The 19,524-nt window shown below is 40.3% G+C and carries 13 protein-coding genes; 7 read left to right on the top strand and 6 right to left on the bottom strand.

Annotation, left to right across the window (positions count from 1 at the left end):
• Positions 1–39 precede the first annotated feature (39 nt).
• The 4 genes from AN214_RS13495 to AN214_RS13510 all read left to right on the top strand — a co-directional run bounded on the left by AN214_RS13495 (position 40) and on the right by AN214_RS13510 (position 4,587).
• On the top strand, positions 40–981 hold the full coding sequence (locus tag AN214_RS13495; RefSeq protein WP_235576757.1) for a sugar kinase: 942 nt from the start codon (positions 40–42) through the stop codon (positions 979–981).
• Positions 962–3,370: a beta-N-acetylhexosaminidase gene (locus AN214_RS13500; RefSeq protein ID WP_054980191.1), complete on the top strand. Its 2,409-nt coding sequence runs from the start codon at positions 962–964 to the stop codon at positions 3,368–3,370. The genes AN214_RS13495 and AN214_RS13500 overlap by 20 nt, the downstream gene beginning before the upstream one ends.
• 9 nt (positions 3,371–3,379) lie before the next feature.
• Complete coding sequence (locus tag AN214_RS13505) at positions 3,380–4,288, top strand: SMP-30/gluconolactonase/LRE family protein (protein WP_054980192.1); 909 nt, start codon at positions 3,380–3,382, stop codon at positions 4,286–4,288.
• 83 nt (positions 4,289–4,371) lie between these two features.
• The gene (locus AN214_RS13510) at positions 4,372–4,587 is read left to right on the top strand and encodes a DUF3955 domain-containing protein (RefSeq protein ID WP_054980193.1); all 216 of its coding nucleotides are present in this window, start codon (positions 4,372–4,374) and stop codon (positions 4,585–4,587) included.
• A 77-nt stretch (positions 4,588–4,664) separates the two neighbouring features.
• Here AN214_RS13510 and AN214_RS13515 read toward each other — a convergent pair whose 3' ends face one another.
• From AN214_RS13515 to AN214_RS13535, 5 genes are all read right to left on the bottom strand, one after another.
• On the bottom strand, positions 4,665–5,255 hold the full coding sequence (locus AN214_RS13515; RefSeq protein WP_054980194.1) for a CBS domain-containing protein: 591 nt from the start codon (positions 5,253–5,255) through the stop codon (positions 4,665–4,667).
• 49 nt (positions 5,256–5,304) lie between these two features.
• Positions 5,305–5,580, bottom strand: coding sequence for a hypothetical protein (locus AN214_RS13520; protein ID WP_054980195.1), 276 nt, complete (start codon positions 5,578–5,580; stop codon positions 5,305–5,307).
• Between the two features lie 178 nt (positions 5,581–5,758).
• Positions 5,759–6,862, bottom strand: coding sequence for a PepSY domain-containing protein (locus AN214_RS13525; RefSeq protein WP_054980196.1), 1,104 nt, complete (start codon positions 6,860–6,862; stop codon positions 5,759–5,761).
• Positions 6,863–6,931: 69 nt separating this feature from the next.
• Positions 6,932–9,067: a TonB-dependent siderophore receptor gene (locus AN214_RS13530; RefSeq protein WP_054980197.1), complete on the bottom strand. Its 2,136-nt coding sequence runs from the start codon at positions 9,065–9,067 to the stop codon at positions 6,932–6,934.
• 546 nt (positions 9,068–9,613) lie between these two features.
• Entirely contained in the window at positions 9,614–11,443 is a 1,830-nt protein-coding gene (locus AN214_RS13535; RefSeq protein WP_054980198.1) for a serine hydrolase, read from the bottom strand.
• A gap of 155 nt (positions 11,444–11,598) precedes the next feature.
• On the opposite strand from AN214_RS13535, the gene AN214_RS13540 reads away from it, so the two are divergent.
• On the top strand, positions 11,599–13,716 hold the full coding sequence (locus AN214_RS13540; RefSeq protein WP_054980199.1) for a winged helix-turn-helix domain-containing protein: 2,118 nt from the start codon (positions 11,599–11,601) through the stop codon (positions 13,714–13,716).
• Positions 13,717–13,741: 25 nt separating this feature from the next.
• Here AN214_RS13540 and AN214_RS13545 read toward each other — a convergent pair whose 3' ends face one another.
• Positions 13,742–15,148 carry a DEAD/DEAH box helicase gene (locus AN214_RS13545; protein WP_054980200.1) on the bottom strand — a complete coding sequence of 469 codons (1,407 nt, stop codon included), beginning with the start codon at positions 15,146–15,148 and terminating at the stop codon, positions 13,742–13,744.
• A gap of 203 nt (positions 15,149–15,351) precedes the next feature.
• Here AN214_RS13545 and AN214_RS13550 point away from each other — a divergent pair, with 203 nt between their 5' ends.
• Together AN214_RS13550 and AN214_RS13555 are read left to right on the top strand one after the other, a co-directional pair.
• A complete protein-coding gene (locus tag AN214_RS13550; RefSeq protein ID WP_054980201.1) occupies positions 15,352–16,575 on the top strand; it encodes an ABC transporter substrate-binding protein in 1,224 nt (407 codons plus the stop codon).
• On the top strand, positions 16,576–19,473 hold the full coding sequence (locus tag AN214_RS13555) for a PAS domain-containing hybrid sensor histidine kinase/response regulator (protein WP_054980202.1): 2,898 nt from the start codon (positions 16,576–16,578) through the stop codon (positions 19,471–19,473).
• The last annotated feature ends 51 nt before the right edge of the window (positions 19,474–19,524 follow it).

Consider the following 19,524-nt stretch of genomic DNA (forward strand, 5'->3'; position numbering starts at 1 on the left):
TTACAACCATTTAACTCTATTGTGTTTTTAGGCGAGTGTATGATTGAGCATCGCGCTGATGGCGATGTGTTTTTTGGTGGTGATAGCTTTAATACCGCCTATTATCTGAGTCAACTCATAACTTCGCAGAGCGAAAAGCCAATTCAAATTTATTACGCAACGGCAATAGGTCATGATAACCAAAGTGAAATGCTAAAAGCGTTAATGACACAATCTGGAGTGCAGCTTGATTTTGTGGCGCACCACCCAACAAAAACATTAGGGCAATATTGGGTTGACGTGAGTGATTGTGGCGAGCGTTCTTTTCGTTTTGATAGGCAAAACAGTGCGTCACGAGATTATTTATTGTTATCTAACAACTTACTTACAGCGCTTGAAACAAAGCAGGTGGATGCCATTTATCTTTCGGGCATAAGCCTTGCGATTTTAGATGAAAAGCAACGAGGTGTGCTTATAAACGCGTTACAGCAATTTAAAACGAAGGGCGGTATCATTTATTTTGATAATAACTATCGCCCGGCGCTTTGGCAGTCGATATCGCCGATTCAAGACTATTTTTCGTTAATGGCACTTGCCGACATCGCATTTTTAACCAATGACGATGAATATGCCGTTTATGGCACGCAATCGGTGAGCGATATTATTGACTTACATTTCAAAGGGAAAAGTTCTAGGCAAACCCTTGTTATTCGACAAGGTGCAGGGCCCTGTGTGATTCAAGAAGTAGGCAAAGACGCATTGCTTTATGTGGCAGCACAGCAGCTTGCCCAAAAGCAAGTTGTCGATACCTGCGCCGCAGGTGATTCATTTGCTGCAGGTTTTTTAGCGGCAATGTTAATTGGGCGTGATACGCAAAGTACCGCGCATTTTGCGCATAAGGTAGCTGCTTCGGTGATTCAGCAGCATGGTGCGCTTGTCCCAACTCATTTTCTTCCCAAACTTTCGAACCAGGAGTGTTTAGGTGTCGATACATTTTATTAATAAAGCATGTGTATTTGTAAAGCTGTGTAGTTTATTGCTGTTTAGCTCATCACTTTTTGCTGAAACTAGCTTAATGCCACTACCACAATCTTTTGAAAGGCAAACGGGTGAATTGCGATTACCTAGTCAAATTGAATTCTCATTTGAAGGATTTAGTGACCAGCGAAAAGAATTTCAAGCAAAGCGTTTAGAATTGCACTTAACACGCATAGCAAAGCACAAAGTTACGTTAATAGACTTAGCGAATAACAAAAAGCAGACGCCAGATAACGCAACCCTTAAAGTCATTGTGCGCGACAAGGAAAGCGATTTGCTGGTGCCACAGCTCAATAACGACGAAAGTTACCAATTAGTGATTAACCAAAATGGCATCACAATAAACGCCAATACCGTGTTTGGCGCGCAGCATGGGTTAACAACGCTCACACAACTTGCGGCAAACCATTGTGACAATCAACTGATATTACCTCATGCAATAATTACTGATGCACCACGATTTGCTTGGCGTGGATTATTAATTGACAGTGCGAGACATTTTTTATCCATTGAAACAATTAAACGTCAGCTAAACACCATGGCTTCAGCCAAATTAAATGTGCTGCACTGGCATTTAACGGACGATCAAGGCTGGCGCATTGAAAGTAAACGGTTTCCTCGGCTCACTGATATGGCCTCTGATGGCCTGTTTTATAAGCAAAGTGAGGTGAAGGATTTCGTTGAGTATGCCGCTCTTTTAGGTATTCGAGTGGTGCCTGAATTTGGTATGCCGGGTCATGCAAGTGCCATTGCCGTTGCATACCCTGAGCTTATGGCAGAGGTAAAGCCCTATGAAATGGAGCGTCATTGGGGCGTATTTAAGCCGTTACTTGATATTTCAAAACCTGAGGTTTACCAGTTTGTAGATAGTTTAATTGAGGAAATGACAGGTATTTTCCCTGATCAGTATTTACACATTGGCGGTGATGAAGTTGAACCGGAACAATGGCTAAATAATAAGGATATTCAAGCGCTAATGGCCAAGCATTCCCTTAAAAACGGCCATGATTTGCAGAATTATTTTAATACTCAAATTCAACCGATTATTGCAAAACATCAGCGAATAATGATGGGCTGGGATGAGATTTTTCATCAAGATTTACCGAAAGATATTGTGGTGCAATCATGGCGCGGTCATGACTCATTAAATGAAGTAGCTAATAGCGGTCATTTAGGTATTTTATCGACAGGGTTTTATATTGATCAGCCGCAATATAGCGACTATCACTACCGCAATGATCCACTACGCAAATTGCCACAGGTTGATTTATCAAAGTCTCTGTTATTGGCAAAGTCGTTTGTGATTGACCGCTTAAAAGGAAGTGATGTTAAAGGTGAGCTGGTTGTTTTAGGTGAGCAGGTCTTAATTAAACTTAACAATAACCACCATCAGTTGGCGTTAGTTAATAAAGCACCAAATCAATCAACAAATGCATTTAAAGCAAAAATGGACAGTTGGATGGGGCCATTGACCTTTGAGTTTGATTTAAAAGGCGAAACTAGCGCTGTGATGATTGGTAATAGCCGTTACCCAATCAAGTTATCAACGCTCAATGTGCCTTCAGAAATATCCCTATCGCGACCATTAAAAAACAAAAATGCAGCAAATATTTTAGGTGCTGAAGCCACCATTTGGAGCGAAATGGTGACCGACGACAATATTGATTTGCGTATTTGGCCGCGTTTGTATGTGATAAGCGAGCGCTTGTGGTCAACCAAGCATATAAATGACGCAAACGATATGTATCAGCGTTTAAGGTTTATTAATACATATGCAGCTGAAGTGATCGGCGCTGCCCATTTAGCCCAACAGAAAGCTGGTTTTAACGCATTACTTCCTAAGTCATTTGATAAGTATAAAAAAGCGCACACATTGGCATTATTGAATGTGATGGCAGAGTTATTAGAACCTGCTCATTACTACACGCGCCACCATATTAAATACTTAAACGATGAATATCATCAAGAGGCGCCCCTTAATTTATTTGTTGATTATTTAAATGTTGAAAGCGAGCAAGTACGTCAAATTAAACGCTGGATGTTAGCCTATACCGCGGGCGATGCTGACTCGCTTACGCAATTAGATAAGCAATTAATAAAGTGGCAAAAAGGCTTTGAAATGGGGCTTGAAACCCTCTCATCAAGTAAAAAATTAAGCGAGCTAAAACCGACGCTTATATCACTATCGCAATTTATTGGGCTTTCACAACAGGTGATAAGTAGTTGTAAAGGTGAAATAAAGGGCACCGGGTTAGACGAGCAGTTGCTTGATTTACAAAAACTCACAGATGAACTTGTGATTGCGGGTATTTATCCAATGCGAGATCTCTATCTTGCTTGCACCGAACAATAAGGAATTACAATGAAATTAAACATAGCAAGTGCACTAATTCTGGCATTATTTGCCGCCCATGCAAGCAGTAACACGTTATTCGAGACCAGTGACTTGGTGAAAGATAACGCGTTTACCAATGGCGTAGAGGGCCCTGCGGTTGACTCGCAAGGTGTGTTATATGCAGTGAATTACAAACACCAAGGCACTATCGGTAAAGTGCTTGGTAAAGATAATGTTGAGACGCTCGTTACGCTTAAAAATGGCTCTATCGGTAATGGCATTCGCTTTGATAAAAAAGGCAACATGTATATTGCTGACTACATTAATCACAATGTACTGACAATTACTGCGAAAGACTTAGCGCAATGCGGCGAGCTCACAGACAAAGTGAAGGTGTTTGCCCATAATGCAAAAATGAATCAACCAAATGATCTCGCCATTATGGATAACGGTATTTTATTTGCGAGTGACCCCAATTGGCAAAATAACACAGGTAATTTATGGCGTATTAATCAACAAGGCGAAACGAGTTTATTAGAAGCTAACATGGGCACCACCAATGGTGTGGAAGTGAGCCCTGATAATAAAACCCTTTATGTGAATGAAAGTGTGCAGCGTAAAGTATGGCGTTATAACCTTGACGGCCAAGGCAATGTTTCTAATAAACAATTGCTGATTGAATTTGACGATTTTGGCCTTGATGGTATGCGCACAGACAAAGCGGGTAACTTATATATTGCACGCTATGGCGCAGGTGTTATTGCGGTGGTTTCTCCAAAAGGTAATTTACTAAGAGAAATAACACTAAAAGGGCAATTCCCAACTAATATGGCGTTTGGTGGCAAAGATGGCAAAACCGTGTTTGTAACCATGCAAAAACGCGGCGCCATTGAAACCTTTAATGTGGATATTGCTGGTAGAGCCTTTAACTTGTAACTCGTTACGAATACGTGAGAATTATTGCAACTTTTTAGCGCATACAAGCTCTACAGATAAGAATACAATTATTAGAGATAAAAATGTCGTTTAAAAAAGTTTGGCCTGCAATAGTGTGTTTTAGTTTCTCATTAATCGCGTATTTTGCTTATCAATTTACAGGAGTTACGGTTGATGAAAATGGGTTTTTAAGGGAGGCATTTTTTCTTATTCCCATTTCATTGAGCTTGTTTATGTTAGGCAGTGTATTACTTGTGGTTTTTATTGCCTTAAAAATAAAAGCGGGTAGACGTTCATAACTTAGCTGATTGTAAACCGCCGCCTTGTTGTTAAAATCGTTGAGTTATCGCCCAGCAAATACTGGGCGATTGTTGATCTAAATTTCGCTGTGATTGACTAGCGAATCAACTAATTGACTGAAAGTTTTGGCACTTTTTGCCTGATTAAGTGAATAGCTAGTGATTTTTGCAATATCAATTAAATCAACGTAGCCGCGCAATTCGTTTTGATTAGCACCGGTTACCAGGAGATATTCGTAGCTCGCTTTCTCCATGGTTTTTAACACATCGCCTACTTTGGCATTGGCAAGTGTTGTTTCCGATACAGTATCAATCTCTTCTAATTTGACCATGATGTCACCAATCGTAAGTTGTGCTCGTGTTAAGCCTTTTTTACTTGCTATTTTAAGTACATAACTGCTTGCTAATCGCGCCTTTGAAATCACGCCTTTAAGTTGGTTTTGCCCGTCGACCACAAAGCTGGTGCGCATATGGGTTTTTTCCAAAATGCGGTTTGCATCGTCTAAATTAGTATCGATATCAATATACTGCAAAGGCTCAAGGTGAAAGCCATGCATTACAAATGAAGCAGGGCTTGAAAGTGACACGCTAGTGTCTACATGAACTTGTGCAAATAAGCTTGCGCCTTCTAGAAGCGGTTTTGTTGAAAATGAAGTGAATTGGTTCATAACGACCACCTTTTTTATTAACTGTTAGAATTAAGATAAATATGAAAAGCTAACAGCTTGTAGGTGGTGCTCTTATTAGTTTAATCGCGATGCGTGATTGAATCGTAGGTTGTGATAGTTGGTTGGGTTGGTAAAAACTTAACGCTATTGCGTTTTTTGAGCTGACGTCTAACGCGACATCGTCAAAATAAAGTTGGTTTGGGTTTAAGTCTTCAGCGTTATCAACGCAAATAACGGTTGCTTGGCTGTCGCTTGCTATAGCTGTCGTGGTGCTTAAGCTAAGCGCCAAAACAACTACTGTAACGACAAACAACCAACGAAGCATAATTTACAACTTAAAAATTACTGTTAATTTAATAGTGGGTCTGTTCGGTAGATAATTCAATATTTATTTTAATAAAAATTTATTTTATTTTTAATTTTAAATGTTGGAAGATTCTAACTTTATGTTTCTTTAAGACTAATTTTTGCCGAATATATTTATATTCGGCAAAAATACTTGGTTAGGTAGATGCAAATTCACTTCTAGTTTGCTTGCGTCGTGAAGGCTTTCTGCGTTTAAGCCACAAATAGCATCCGGTAATCGCAAATATAAGCGGTGTTAAACCGATTAAACACCAAATTATGCGGCTCGGTAACCCCGCAAAATAGCCAAAATGTAGCTTGCGAAAGCTATCTACCGCAACTAAAAAGAACGGTGCTTCACGAATATCGTAATTGGGAAGTTGTTTACCTGTCTCTTTATCAAAGCTCACCGTTGACGCGTATTCACTCGTTACAAAACTGGTATTTGCCACATCGCCAAAAAACGTTATCGGTAAATCGGGCTCAAAAGGAAACATTAAATAAGTCGCCCTAAAGCCGCCCATTTGTGTTTTTGCGGTTACCATTAAGTTATCGAGTGAAAGCTGGTGGTTGTATAGTGGGCCTTTAACTAAATGTGGTGGCTCATCAGCGTGCTCAAATTCATGATGAATAATTTCAGAAATATTCCAGTATACGCCTGTAAAACCTAAAATAAGCAGCACTGGCGCAGACCAAATTCCGACTAGTTTATGTAGATCGCTAAAAAAAGCGATGCGCTTAACTTTTAAGCGTAAGGTAAAAAATTTCTTCCAAAACTGGCGGTAAATAGTAAAGCCTGAAATGCCCATAAACATTAAAATAAGCGAAATAGTGCCAGTAAACCAAAGGCCAGTTTCGCCAATCAAAAATTTGTAATGTAGGTCTAACAGCCAGTCTGTAAGGTAATGGTCGACCGCTTGTGGCGTTGAACGAACAATGCCTTGGTATTGATCTAAATAGACTTTAAACCACTCATCTGTACCGTGCTTGAGTACGTATACCCGATCAGCGGTTTGCCCATCATCAAATATTTCCCAGCTGCCAATTTCATAGTTAGGCAAATTGTGTTTGATGGTTGTGTGCAAGTTATCGTAGCTAAGCCGAGTTCCAGGTGAAGCATTCACACTTGCCAGTTCGGGCATAATTAAGTGATCAATTTCTTCTTTAAAAACTAAAATACTGCCCGTAAGCGAAATTATAATAAGCGGCAGGGCAATGACTAAACCGCAGTAGCGGTGCCAAAGATGGAGTTTCTTTTTCATAATTCGGTGACGTCCGTTTATAAAAACAACAAAAGGCCGCATAGCGCGACCTTTACGTTTTGAGTTTTGTTATAGTGACCAGTTAAGTGACAGTGCGTAGTTACGCGGTGCACCATAAAAACCTTGTGCCCAGTAAAGTGAATTCACGTACTTTTTATCAAATACGTTGTTTACGTTAGCTGTAACACTTACTTGCGAATTAATTTCGTAGCTTGCCATCATATTCACAAGTGCGTAGGCGTTTTGTTTTGTAATAATAAGTGGGGTATCGTTTTGCACACGGCTAATATCGTCTTGCCAACGCATGTTCATGCCAAATGATAAGCCATCAGCAAAAGTCGCATCGTATTTAGCAGCTAGTTTAAAAACTTGTTTTGGCGTATAGTCTTTTACTAATTGCGCGTCTTTATTACCTGAATTAAAGGTATCCGATACGTCAATATCAGTGTAGGTGTAGCCTAAGTTTGCACTCACACCAAAGCCAACTTCACCACTTAATTCAAGTTCAAAACCTTGCGATTGAATACCAGGTGCAGCTCTATACACTGTATTATCAGGGGTTGAATTAGCAGTATCAGCAACAGCAATGTTTTCTTGCTCAGCATCAAAAATCGCTACATTTAACATCATTAAATCGTTAAATAACTCTGTTTTAATACCAATTTCTTTTGTATCGCCGCTAATTGGGTCGAGCGTTTGGCCGTTAATATCTTGTTCTGCTTGCGGAGCAAAGGTTTCGCTGTACGATGCGTAAACATTAATATCGTCGTTGATTTGATACACAGTGCCTAGGTGAGATGTCGTGTCGCTCACATCACGAGATTTGTTTTTACCGTATGACAAACCGTTAGTTTCCCAAGCGGTGTGGCGAATACCTGCAAGTAGTTTTAAATCATCTGTAATCGAGAAACGCGCAGATACGTATTCTGAAACTTGTTCACTGTCTACATGAGAACCATTTAAGCTGTCTTTTAATACCGGTACTGGTGCTACGCCATCCCATTCATTTAGATTTGGCATCGCTGGGAAACCATTTCCGGTCGTGTAATCGTACAGCGAGCTATCTTGATACGCCATATCAGCAACACTCGCACCCGCTGCAATTAAGTGCTCTTGTCCGAATAATTCAAAGCTTCCTTTGGCATACACATCAAATAAGTTTAGGCGGTCGGTTAGTTGATAATCGCTGGCATAACCGGTTAAACCTAAACCTGTTTGCGCATCTGGCGTACCATAAACATAAAATAGATTTGAATCTTGCTCGGTTTGAGTATGCGCATAACGTGCGATCACACTCCAGTTATCACCCACAAGTTGTTCTAATTCTACAAAAGCTTGTTTTGACGTGTTATTCCAGTACGCCCAGTCAGCAGCAGTAGAGGTAGAGGTATCGTAATCTGTAGGGTTACCCTCTGAATCAAATAATGCAAGTGCACCCCAAAGTGGGCTATCAGCATCGTTTTGCTGGTAGGTAAGGCTTGTTGTTAATGTGGTGCTATCAGTTAGATTTAACTCGGTAATACCATAAAATACGTCACGTTCAACGCTGTAGCGATCAAGGTATGAATCACGTTTTTGTTTAACAACTACAGCACGTCCTGCTGCGTATTCATTTAAGCGGCCTGATACATCTGCATCCAAACGCATATTTGACCAAGAACCTGCAGTAATTGATACATTGGCGCGTAAATCATCGGTTGGACGCTTACGAATAAAGTTAACCGTAGCTGATGGGTTGCCGGCACCTGTCATCATGCCGTTTGCACCCATAACAACTTCAATTCGTTGATAAATGGCTGTATCAAGTGTGCCTTGCAGTGCGCCACTTTCTTGTGGTAAGCCTAACCCGTCTACTTGAAAGTTGGTGATATCAAAACCGCGTGCCTTGTAGTATGTGCGATCGGTTTCAATTTTTTCAACCGAAACGCCCGGAGTTGTTTCAAGTACTTGATTTACATCATCAAGTGAAAAGTCGTTCATAAGGGCACGAGTAATTACGCGTACCGATTGTGGCGTTTCCTTAATCGAAATACCAAGTTTTGAAGCGGTTTCTGCTTCAACGGCAAGGTAGTTTGAATGGTTCTTTCCTAACACCTCAATTTTTTCGATGCTTTTATCCGTTTCATCGTTAGCAAAAAGCGGGGTGGCGAATACTGAAGAAGTGGCAACAAATAAAGTACTTAGTTTAAAAGCACGCGATTTCATAACAGGGACCTAAATTCACAAGTAATTAAAGTTGTTGCGTATCGTAATCCAAATAATAATCGATCTCAATAAGATTGTTGTGTTTTTTTCATTTGTAGCTTTTACACTGTTAAATTGGTTTTTATCGAAACAGAAAAGATATTATCCAGATGTTGGAAGGTAGGCAGCGTTGTTATGAGCGGGTCTTTACACCAGCAGGGAAATTAGAAATGGGGTGTAACATCGTCGAGTAGAGTGCTGGAAACTTTTGCTTGTTGTCAGCACATTTTGAACAATCGTTAGATGGCGAATAATAATTTATTACCCATATTTAGAAGTGAAATTAAACATGGGTATGTATATAACCTGAATTCGGAATAATAAATTATTTTCTAGCTGCAACTTTAACTTATTACTGCGTTAAATTAGTTTGCAATAGACGAGTTATTGGCGCTCAAACTTGCCGTGCACTAAGAAAAACTATCAAGCTAGAAAGTTTAAACAATAAAATATATATATTACGTGTTGCTAGTTAACTTCTTACTCCGGGTTCAGGTTAACTAAGGCTTATGCCCAAGTGCGTAGTCCAATGGCACCATGCCATGCTAAATAGATAACAATGATGCTTTGTAAAGAGATAAAAATCAGTGAGATAATAAAAAACGTTTTATGCGTTAGCTTCGATTTTACCTGATACAAACAGCGCAGCGTTAAAGCACTCGTTACCAGCATCATTAAACTGCTTAACAAGATGCCGAGTGAGAAAATACTCAGTGTACCTAAGCGTGCAATTGGTTCGGCTAATCCTAATCCAATCAATACTAAAAATAGCAAGCTTGTTAGCACGGCAGATGACACGTTTTTGCGAAGTGATATAGCAAATTGGTTGGTAAGCTTCTTACGCTTAACTTGAATGGGCCAAATAATGCTGTAAAAGCCCATACCTAATAACAGTATTAGCCAAATAAATAATATGATTTTATCTGCCCATGCATTGAGCGCAGAAACTGGTTTAAATACACGATCGCCATAGTGAAAAACCAGTCCTTCGATGGGATCACTACTTTGCTTCATTACTACATTCCCATGGCTGTTTTGCCAATCACTTTGGCTAGTCAATGTAAGAGAACGTTGCCAGCCAGGCGGAAAAATTTGCTTAAAAGAGGCGCCATCACGTGTTATGTGTAGTTTGTTAAATGCACTAAGACGCTCAAGAAAGTAGCGGTTTTGAAAGCGTGGATTGATATATTGATAATAGCCAGATTGATCCATTAAAGCCGCTGGAATAGGGGAAGACTTGTGCGTGGTTGTGTCGGTATATTTTTCTAACGATTTACTGATAGCAAAACCAATCTCTCTTATTGCTCGAGCATTATCACTGTTTTGTAATAACACAAACCCGGCATTGAATTCTGGCGAGTAAACGAATTCAGTCATCCAGCCGGGCAATGACCCATCGTGACCACGATATTTTACACCTTTATAAAAACGTGCTGAATTTGTAATACCGTAACCAGCATCAAATTTCCCCACGTTGGTAGAATGTGAGAATCCCATTCTGTTAAGCATGTCATTACTTAATATTGCAGAGTCTCTTTTAATGAATAGCGTTAACAGCTTTGCCATGTCGGTAATTGTTGATGATAGAGCACCCGCTGGTTTCATTAGAATGTGTTTGTAAGCGACAGGTTTATGTTTACGATACCCTGTTGCTAACACTTCTGATTCAAAACCTGCATAGGTCGTATTTTCCATCGCTAGTGGCTTGAGAATGTGTTCATCAACGTAACTTTCAAAAGCAACCCCTGTCACTTTTTCGATGATTAGTGCGACAACTGTTGATGCTATGTTGGTGTAAGCATGACGTGTGCCAGCAGGCCAACGAGAAGTTCGGCTTTCGGGATTGATCGCTAGCACTTCTTCCAATGACATAGGAGGGTTGTTGGAATAAGCAAATTCGCTTAATGACATTTCTCGCCAACCTGCTGTATTTTCCAATAAATGGATCAGTTTAATAGGGTGGCTGTCGGCCCATGGATTATGATATTCCAAATCAGGTAATAAGGTTTTGAGTGTATCGTTAAAAGACAGTTTATTTTGTTCAACTAATTGCAATGCAGCAATTCCAACGAACAGTTTACTCACGGAACCAATTCGGTATTGTGTTGATGTTGTAGCTTGTAGAGCTTGTTTTTTATTGGCGTTACCGATTACCTTGATATATTGCGGCTTGCCAGGCTCTATAATTGCATATGCAATCGAGGGTATTTTATGTTTTTTTACTATTTCATTAATTTGTTTATCAAGCGCATGTTTGTTGTTTGCATGGGCTAGGTTGGTATAGCTAAAAATTAAGCTTGTAAGTAACAAGCTTAATAAAAAATACAAAGATTTCACGTATTCACCTTTTGATTATTTATTACGACGAAATGATGGCAACATGATTTGCTTAATGCTTTTCTAAATTCAAAGAAAGTTTTGTTATGTCTTGTGATAGTATGCAAAAATAGCGTGTTCACAAAAAATCACAACTCAATAAGGTTTTGTTTTAAATGGAAGAAAATAATGAAATACGTACAGGGTATCGCATTGGTGAGTTTGAGTTGTGCACTACCTCTGAGCAGTTTTTTAAACAAGGAAATCGCATTGCGATTGAACCGCAGTTATTTAGCTTATTGCATTTGTTGGTTACCAACCGCGCTAATATTGTTTCGCGAGAGCAAATAGAGCGTGTTGTTTGGGCAGGACGCCCTGCAACGGATGAATCGATTCGGGCTGCAATTAAAAAACTACGTGATTTATTAGGCGACAATGCGCGTGCGCCCCTTTTTATTAAAACAATACCCAAACAAGGATATAAATGGCTGGCGTCAGTTGAGAAAATCTCAGCCTCATCGTTAGCGCAAAAACAGCAACGCAAAGTCTTCAAACCAGTATTAATCGTTTTGATGATTGCGGTATTAGTACTTTTACTCTGGATTTTTAGCCCAAAACACCTTCCTGACGCTGCGCCACACAATACTATTGAGCAATTAACTCAGTTATCTGGCTCTGAAATATTTGCTGATTACAATAAAGCATCACAACAATTGGTGTTTCTTCATCGCGAATCAAACATCAGTGCGCAGCAACTTTACATTAAAGATTTAATGACGAATGAAATTCAACGTTTAAGTTGGGACGATAAACACTATACCGATAGTTTTTGGTCGCCAGATGGAAAACAGTTGGTTTTTACATCTGGCTTTGGCCCGCAGGTGAAACACTTTGTCGCAAGTTTCGATGAAAACCGCAGTGTCACTGAAGTAACACCGTTTGAAATAACGGCAAATACGCAAAAATACATTCTAGGATGGCAACACAATCAGTCAGGATTATGGCTTGCAGATGAAGTAACGAATCCACCCCCTCACAGCATTTATCGTTTTGATTTTACCACGCAAGATATAGAGCCTGTGTCTTTACCCAATGTCACTGGTCGTGGTGATTACTATGCTGCGCAGTCAAGAAATGGTAAGCAAATAGCTATTTTGAGAGAAGTCGAAAACAATCAGTCATCCTTAATCATTGTGGATTTGACAAGCAATGATGTGATTGCAAATCAATTGTTACCTTTTACGGCAAACCGCATGGTATGGTTGTTTGATGATAGTGGTGTGATTATTAGTAACTTTTTTGGCCAAGCAGCCACGTTCAAGTTGGCAAATAACGGCTTTGCTTTTGATATCGACCTTCCCCCTAATGCAATTGATATTTATGCAAGTTGTGGCGAACGCTGTGTGATCTTAAGACAGCACAATGGTGACTACTTGGACTTAAAAGAAGTACCACAGCCCAAATTAACCCCAATGAATGAGAGTGAAACACCGCACCTTTTTAATACTCGGGTATTGAAAAAAATTGGCGCGCAGGACTTACCGCAGTATGTGGGTGAGGGTAAAGCGCTCGTTTATGCTTCATTAGAGGCTAATCAGCTTGCCTTGACGTTACTCAATAATAGTAACCAAGAGCAGGAAATTGTTGCGTTTGATACGCCAGAAGGGCTTAGTGCGATAACAGCTTCTTTTGATGGAAATCGGGTTGCGGGAGTTGTTGATGGGCGCTTATTTATTGTTAATGATATTCACTCGATTAAAACGGTACACCCACCAAAATTTGTAAGTAAAGCGCTTGAGCGTTTAGAAAATCCAGTATGGCATGAAGATAGTGTTCATATATACCTTGCTCATTATGTTGGTAATTCGCCTGCCATTATTAAATTAAATACGCAAACTAATGAACGCAGTCGAATTATTGATGGCTTTGTGAGTTTTAAAAAGCATTCTGATAATAAAAACGCAATTGCAATCGACCCAAGCTTGATAGCGTGGCATTTAACAAAACAAGATGGCCAATGGCAAAAAGTGAGTGCGTTCGGTCAGGTGCACTCAGCAAATGTGCATCGTTGGGAATATTTGGGCGATGTGTTTTATTACACAAAATTGGAACAGCGGGTTGGCTTGCTTTGTCAGCGAACAATAAAACCCCAAACAAGCGTAGGTGAAGAGCAATGTACCGCGATAGGTAAAAACATGTTTCGATTAAATTTTGATATTCAACCAAACGATTCCACCGTGGTTATGGTGGAATCGTTAAGTGCACAAAGTGATATTATTCGTTTAACTTGGTAAGCGTATTTACACTATGTTTTGCAGCTTATTTGTTTGCTTTAAATTTCACATTGTTTGGCTTACGTTTCGGGCGCTTAGCTTGTCCGTTATTTTCACTTCTGCCTTTGCTATTTTGCTTCGGTTTTTCGCCATTTTTAGGCTTAGTATTGTGTGAACTGCTTTTCTTTTTTGGCTTACTTACCGCTTTTGCTTCAGCTTTTACTTTGTCGTTGGTGCTCGCGTTTTCTTTTGGCTTTTTCGGTTTCTTCGGCTTTTTAGCTTTAATTGGACGCGTATCTAGCTTTGATTCTGGCACAGGGCTTTGAGGTTCAAATCCAGCTTCAATTTTACGCGGAATAACTTCTTGGATAAGTCGTTCAATACCAAATAAATCGGCAGCTACGTCTTGGGTTACAAATGAAATTGCTTCGCCTGATGCACCCGCGCGTCCAGTACGACCAATACGATGAACATAATCTTCATATATATTTGGTAGATCAAAGTTAACCACATAAGGTAGCTCTTGAATATCGAGTCCACGCGCAACAATATCGGTAGCAACCAGTACATTTACATCACCTAATTTAAAGCCATTAAGTGCATTCATACGTGCGCTTTGGCTTTTATTGCCATGAATTGCTGCTGCGTTAATCTTTGCTTTTTCAAGGTCACGAACTAAACGGTTTGCACCATGCTTAGTACGCGTAAATACTAATACTTGTTGCCAGTTATTGGTTTTAATTAGGTGTTTAAGCAAGCTAGTGCGCTTACTTTTATCAACCGGGTACGCCCATTGGGTTACTGTTTTAGCTGTTGTATTGGCAGGAGCAACTGAGATTTCGATTGGATCGTTAATTAGGCCTTTAGCAAGCGCACGGATATCATCAGAAAAGGTTGCTGAAAACAGCAAGTTTTGGCGCTTTTCAGGCAGTGCTTTAATAACGCGTTTAATATCATGAATAAAACCCATGTCGAGCATGCGGTCGGCTTCATCGAGCACAAACAACTCAAGTTGGTCAAATTTTACGGCATTTTGCTGAAACAAATCGAGTAATCGCCCTGGCGTGGCAACTAAAATATCGCAGCCTTTTCGCAGTTTCAGCATTTGTGGGTTAATTTTAACACCACCGTAAACAACTTGGCATGAAAGGGGGAGGTTTTTGCTGTAGGTTGCAACACTTTGCCAAACTTGCGCTGCTAATTCTCGCGTTGGTGTGAGTACTAATGCACGCACTTGATTGCTGCGAACTTTTGGCCCTTTGCTTAGCATTTCTAGCATTGGCAGAGTAAAACCTGCGGTTTTACCTGTACCGGTTTGCGCCGCAGCCATTACGTCACGCCCCGCTAATATTGCTGGAATTGACTTTTCTTGAATTGGCGTTGGGCTTTCATAACCTTGCTCTTCAATTGCTTGGTTTATTTCAGGGCACAGGTTTAAGTCTGAGAAATGCATTTTTAGTAACTCTTATAACGGCGGCCGAGCAGGGTACAGCATCCCCGCTCGGAACGCAATTTTCACGTGATTTCAGCAATGACAGCTTTTTTCGTAATAACAAAAATAGAACGGCTTTATTTAACAAAATTAATTGCTTATCACTACTCTAAACTTGAAATGTTGACTATTGTTTAATTACTGGAAATTTTGCAGGTAAACAGATGTTAGTTTTAGTAAGAGGGATGCTGGTGGTTTCCCTGTTTATCACAAGTCACGCAATTGCACAAAAGCGCGTTTTTAATATCTATCATGACTCTGACTATTCAAATCATGCTGAATCCGCCAATGCGATGAAAATGGGGTTTTTAACTGCGCTTTCGCAATACGAAAACGAGTTTAACAACATAGAATTTAACTTTATTGAAAAAGATCATCGCGGCAACAGTAATCGTAGTTTACTGCATATGAAGCAATTTTTGTCAGACCCAAATGCTCTGTTTATGTTGGGCGGCTTACATTCGCCACCTTATATAAAGTACAAGCAGTTTATTAGTAAAAATGAAGTGTTGCTCCTGGTGCCATGGGCCGCAGGTGGGCCAATTACTCGCCATGCAGAGCCTACAAATTGGGTATTTCGAGTGTCGGTTGATGATACAAAAGCGGGGTATCGCATCGTAAGCTTTGCACGCGACCAATTAGGGTGTGAGCAGCCACACATGCTGCTTGAGCAAACGCCTTGGGGCAAGTCTAACCACACTACCATGCGAAAGGCGTTAGGCAGCGAACATGACAGTGCTGTAACTTGGTTTAGTTGGAATACAAAACTTAATCAAGCGAAAATAATGCTGCGAGATATTAGCTCGACGCGCGCAGAGTGTATTTTGTTTGTCGGTAATGCAGTAGAGGGCAAGCAATTTGTTGATGCAATGGCGGCGCTGCCGGTTGACCAACGCGTGCCAATAGTCAGCCATTGGGGGATCACTGGCGGCGACTTTTTTAGCTATGTAAAACAACATCTAGCCAATGACGTTAAACTAAATTTTATTCAAACGTGTTTCGCTATCGAACCACAAGACCAATCACCACGTGCAAAACAGGCCGCTGTTACAGCCACTAAGTTGTTTCCAAATACATTTACTGGGTTGGAAAACTTATCGGCGCCAGCTGGATTTGTCCATAGCTTTGATTTGGCAAATATATTTCTGACGGCGTTTGCTAATGTGAAACCTGAGGGCGATATTAGCGATATTCGTTTATCTCTGCGCAATGAATTGGAGCGTATCAAAAAGCCCATTGAAGGCTTGATTAAAACGTATCAACAGCCGTTCTCTCAATGGAGCCCTACTCAGCCTGATGCCCATGAAGCGTTAGGACTTGAAAACTTATGTATGGCTGAATACAAAGAGAATGGTGGTATTCGTGTGTTTAATAATATAGAGCGCTAAATGGCGAATAATAAATTAACTACAAAGCTATCAGCTAATAGTGCGTTTTTATCTTTTGTGGTGCTAAGCCTGTTATTGTCGGTGTTGGTGAGCGCGGTGTTTGTCGGTTTTACCACCGATAAAAATATGCGGCAGTATGAAATTAACAATGCCAAAATCGAAGCAAAATTAAGTGCAAGTTATATTCAACAGTTTGTAGAAACGCGATTGCAACTACTGCGTGACTTGGCTAAGCAACCTATATTAGTGAATGGCGTTATGGGCTCTGATGTATCTGCTGCATCTTTGTCTGACTATTTAGATGATTATCATTTAGTTGGTAAAAAGCATCCGATTTGGCTTGTGAATATCGCCAGTGAACTTGTATATAGTAATAGTGAGGCAGGGCCAACAGACTTAAACGCCCCTTGGCTCGCACAACTTTTGGGTGAAAACGTTGCACAAGTCGTTACTTTAAATACTTTGCGTTCGGGTGAATATTTTTTAATTGCGGTACCTGTAAAGTATAACGGGTTTACCGAAGGGGTAATGATTGTTGAAATCCGCTATTCCCTCGCTGAGCTTTTTCAAGATGTAATAAACAGTGCGAATTATGGCGTAACGCTTAATGGAAAATGGTTAGATTTCTCAAGTTTAAAGAGCAATACCGAATATTTATCGGTTGCTACGCTGGCACTTGGAAACACCGGACTTACGCTCAATTATCATTTAAATATGCAACTTATTGAGCAGCGCGTGATGGCGGTGATTATTAAAATAGCGTCGTCAATTTTAATAAGCCTTTTGGTGGCTTGGATAGTACTTTATCTTGTTGGCCATAAATTACTGCTCGATCCCTATCGGCGTTTAGCGGCTTCTGAGCGTGCAATTAAACTCAGTGAAGAACGCTATAAAGTGGCTGTAGCTGGAAGTAACGATGGTTTGTGGGATTGGGATATAAAAGCCGGAACGGTTTATTATGCGCCGCGCTATAAAGAACTACTAGGCTACTCGTCATACGATGAGGCGTTTCCTAATACCTTTGCGAGTTTTGAAAATGCCCTGCACCCTGATGATAAAGAACGCGTTAATACAGCAATCGAACAACATTTAAAAGAAAGGCAGCTTTACGATATTGAGTACCGCTTACGCACAAAAAGTGGGGAGTACCGGTTTTATCGTGCAAGAGGTACCGCAATTTGGGATGAAAATGGCAATGCCACGCGTATGGCGGGATCGCTTACCGATGTAACCGAGCGTATTGAAATAAATAAAGCGCTGGAATTAGCAAAACACCAAGCAGAAAATGCCAATAAAGCAAAAAGTGAATTTTTGGCGTCAATGAGTCACGAAATCCGAACACCAATGAATGGGGTGTTGGGTATGCTTAATTTACTGCTAACAAGTGAGCTATCGAAAGAGCAATTGCACCGGGTGAATGTGGCAATTGGCAGTGCAAATGCATTATTAAATTTGTTAAATGATATTTTGGATTTTTCAAAAATTGATGCAGGTAAACTCGAACTTGAATTTATAGAATTTGATTTACGTACCTTGCTTGGGGAGTTTGCAGAGGCCGCGGCGATTCAGGCTCATCAAAAAAACCTTGAATTGATACTGGACATCACCAACGTAAATGCACAAACGGTGATGGGCGATCCAAACCGTCTTCGTCAAATATTATACAACTTAGTCGGTAATGCGATTAAGTTTACCGCACAAGGCGAAGTTGTAATAAAAGCGGAGTTAGAACTAACGGGCTCTGATAAATATATTTTAAATTGTGAGGTTAAAGACACTGGCATAGGTATTTCTGCGCAGCAGCAATCCAAACTTTTTAAAACGTTTTCTCAGGTAGATGCCTCTACAACACGTAAATACGGTGGTACCGGGTTAGGTTTGGCGATCGTTAAGCAGTTGTGTGAACTGATGGGTGGCAGTATTGAGGTGAATAGTCTCGAGGGCAAGGGAAGCAGCTTCAAATTTAGTTTAGTGCTTGGTTGTAGCAGTGGGACGAAAGCCAGTATTCCATCGATTGATATTAGTAAATTACATATTTTGATTGTTGACGACAATAAAACAAATTTGGATGTTTTACGTAGCCAGTTTGAGTTTTGGGGAGCACGTGTAACAGAAGCACTTTCAGCAGATGAAGCGATGTTGGCGTGTAAATCCTACTATGAAACTCACCAACGTTGCTTTGATATTGCGTTTTTGGATATGCAAATGCCGAATATTGATGGTGCGCAATTAGGCAAAGCGATTAAACAGCATCCAGATTTTCATGCAACAAAATTGGTGATGATGACCTCTATGAACCATCAAGGCGATGCATCTTATTTCGCAGAGCTTGGTTTTGCGGGCTATTTTCCGAAACCCGCGACCACCTCAGATTTACTCGATGCGTTATCAATAGTGGTTGAAGGTGGCGATGCACTTGAACAAGCAACACCTTTAGTCACTCGCCATTATATTCAAACGCTACAAACTCACGCGACAAATGATCAGGTTAAATGGGCGAAAAATATTAAACTACTGCTTGCCGAAGATAACCAAGTAAATCAAATCGTTGCTAAAAGTACCTTAGCAAAATTAGGCTTAACGGAAGTTAAAATTGCCTCAAATGGGCAAGAAGCATTAACCATATTAAACGAAAGCGAAGACAGCTTTACTGCAATTTTGATGGATTGCCAAATGCCAGAACTCGACGGCTATGATGCCACCAAGGCGATTCGAAATGGTAAGGCAGGAAAACACAACACACGCATTCCAATTATCGCTATGACAGCAAATGCAATGGTTGGCGATCGCGAGAAGTGTATTGCAGCCGGCATGGATGATTACATTACTAAACCAATTGTTGAAGCCAATCTTAAAACTAAACTGCGCGCGTGGCTGCCAGAGGAAAAACAAAGCTGAATCTTGAACGCCTAACAGATTCAAGCTAGGTACATGACATGGCTTTACTTG

The sequence above is a fragment of the Pseudoalteromonas sp. P1-9 genome (assembly GCF_001399975.1).
GTDB lineage: Bacteria > Pseudomonadota > Gammaproteobacteria > Enterobacterales > Alteromonadaceae > Pseudoalteromonas.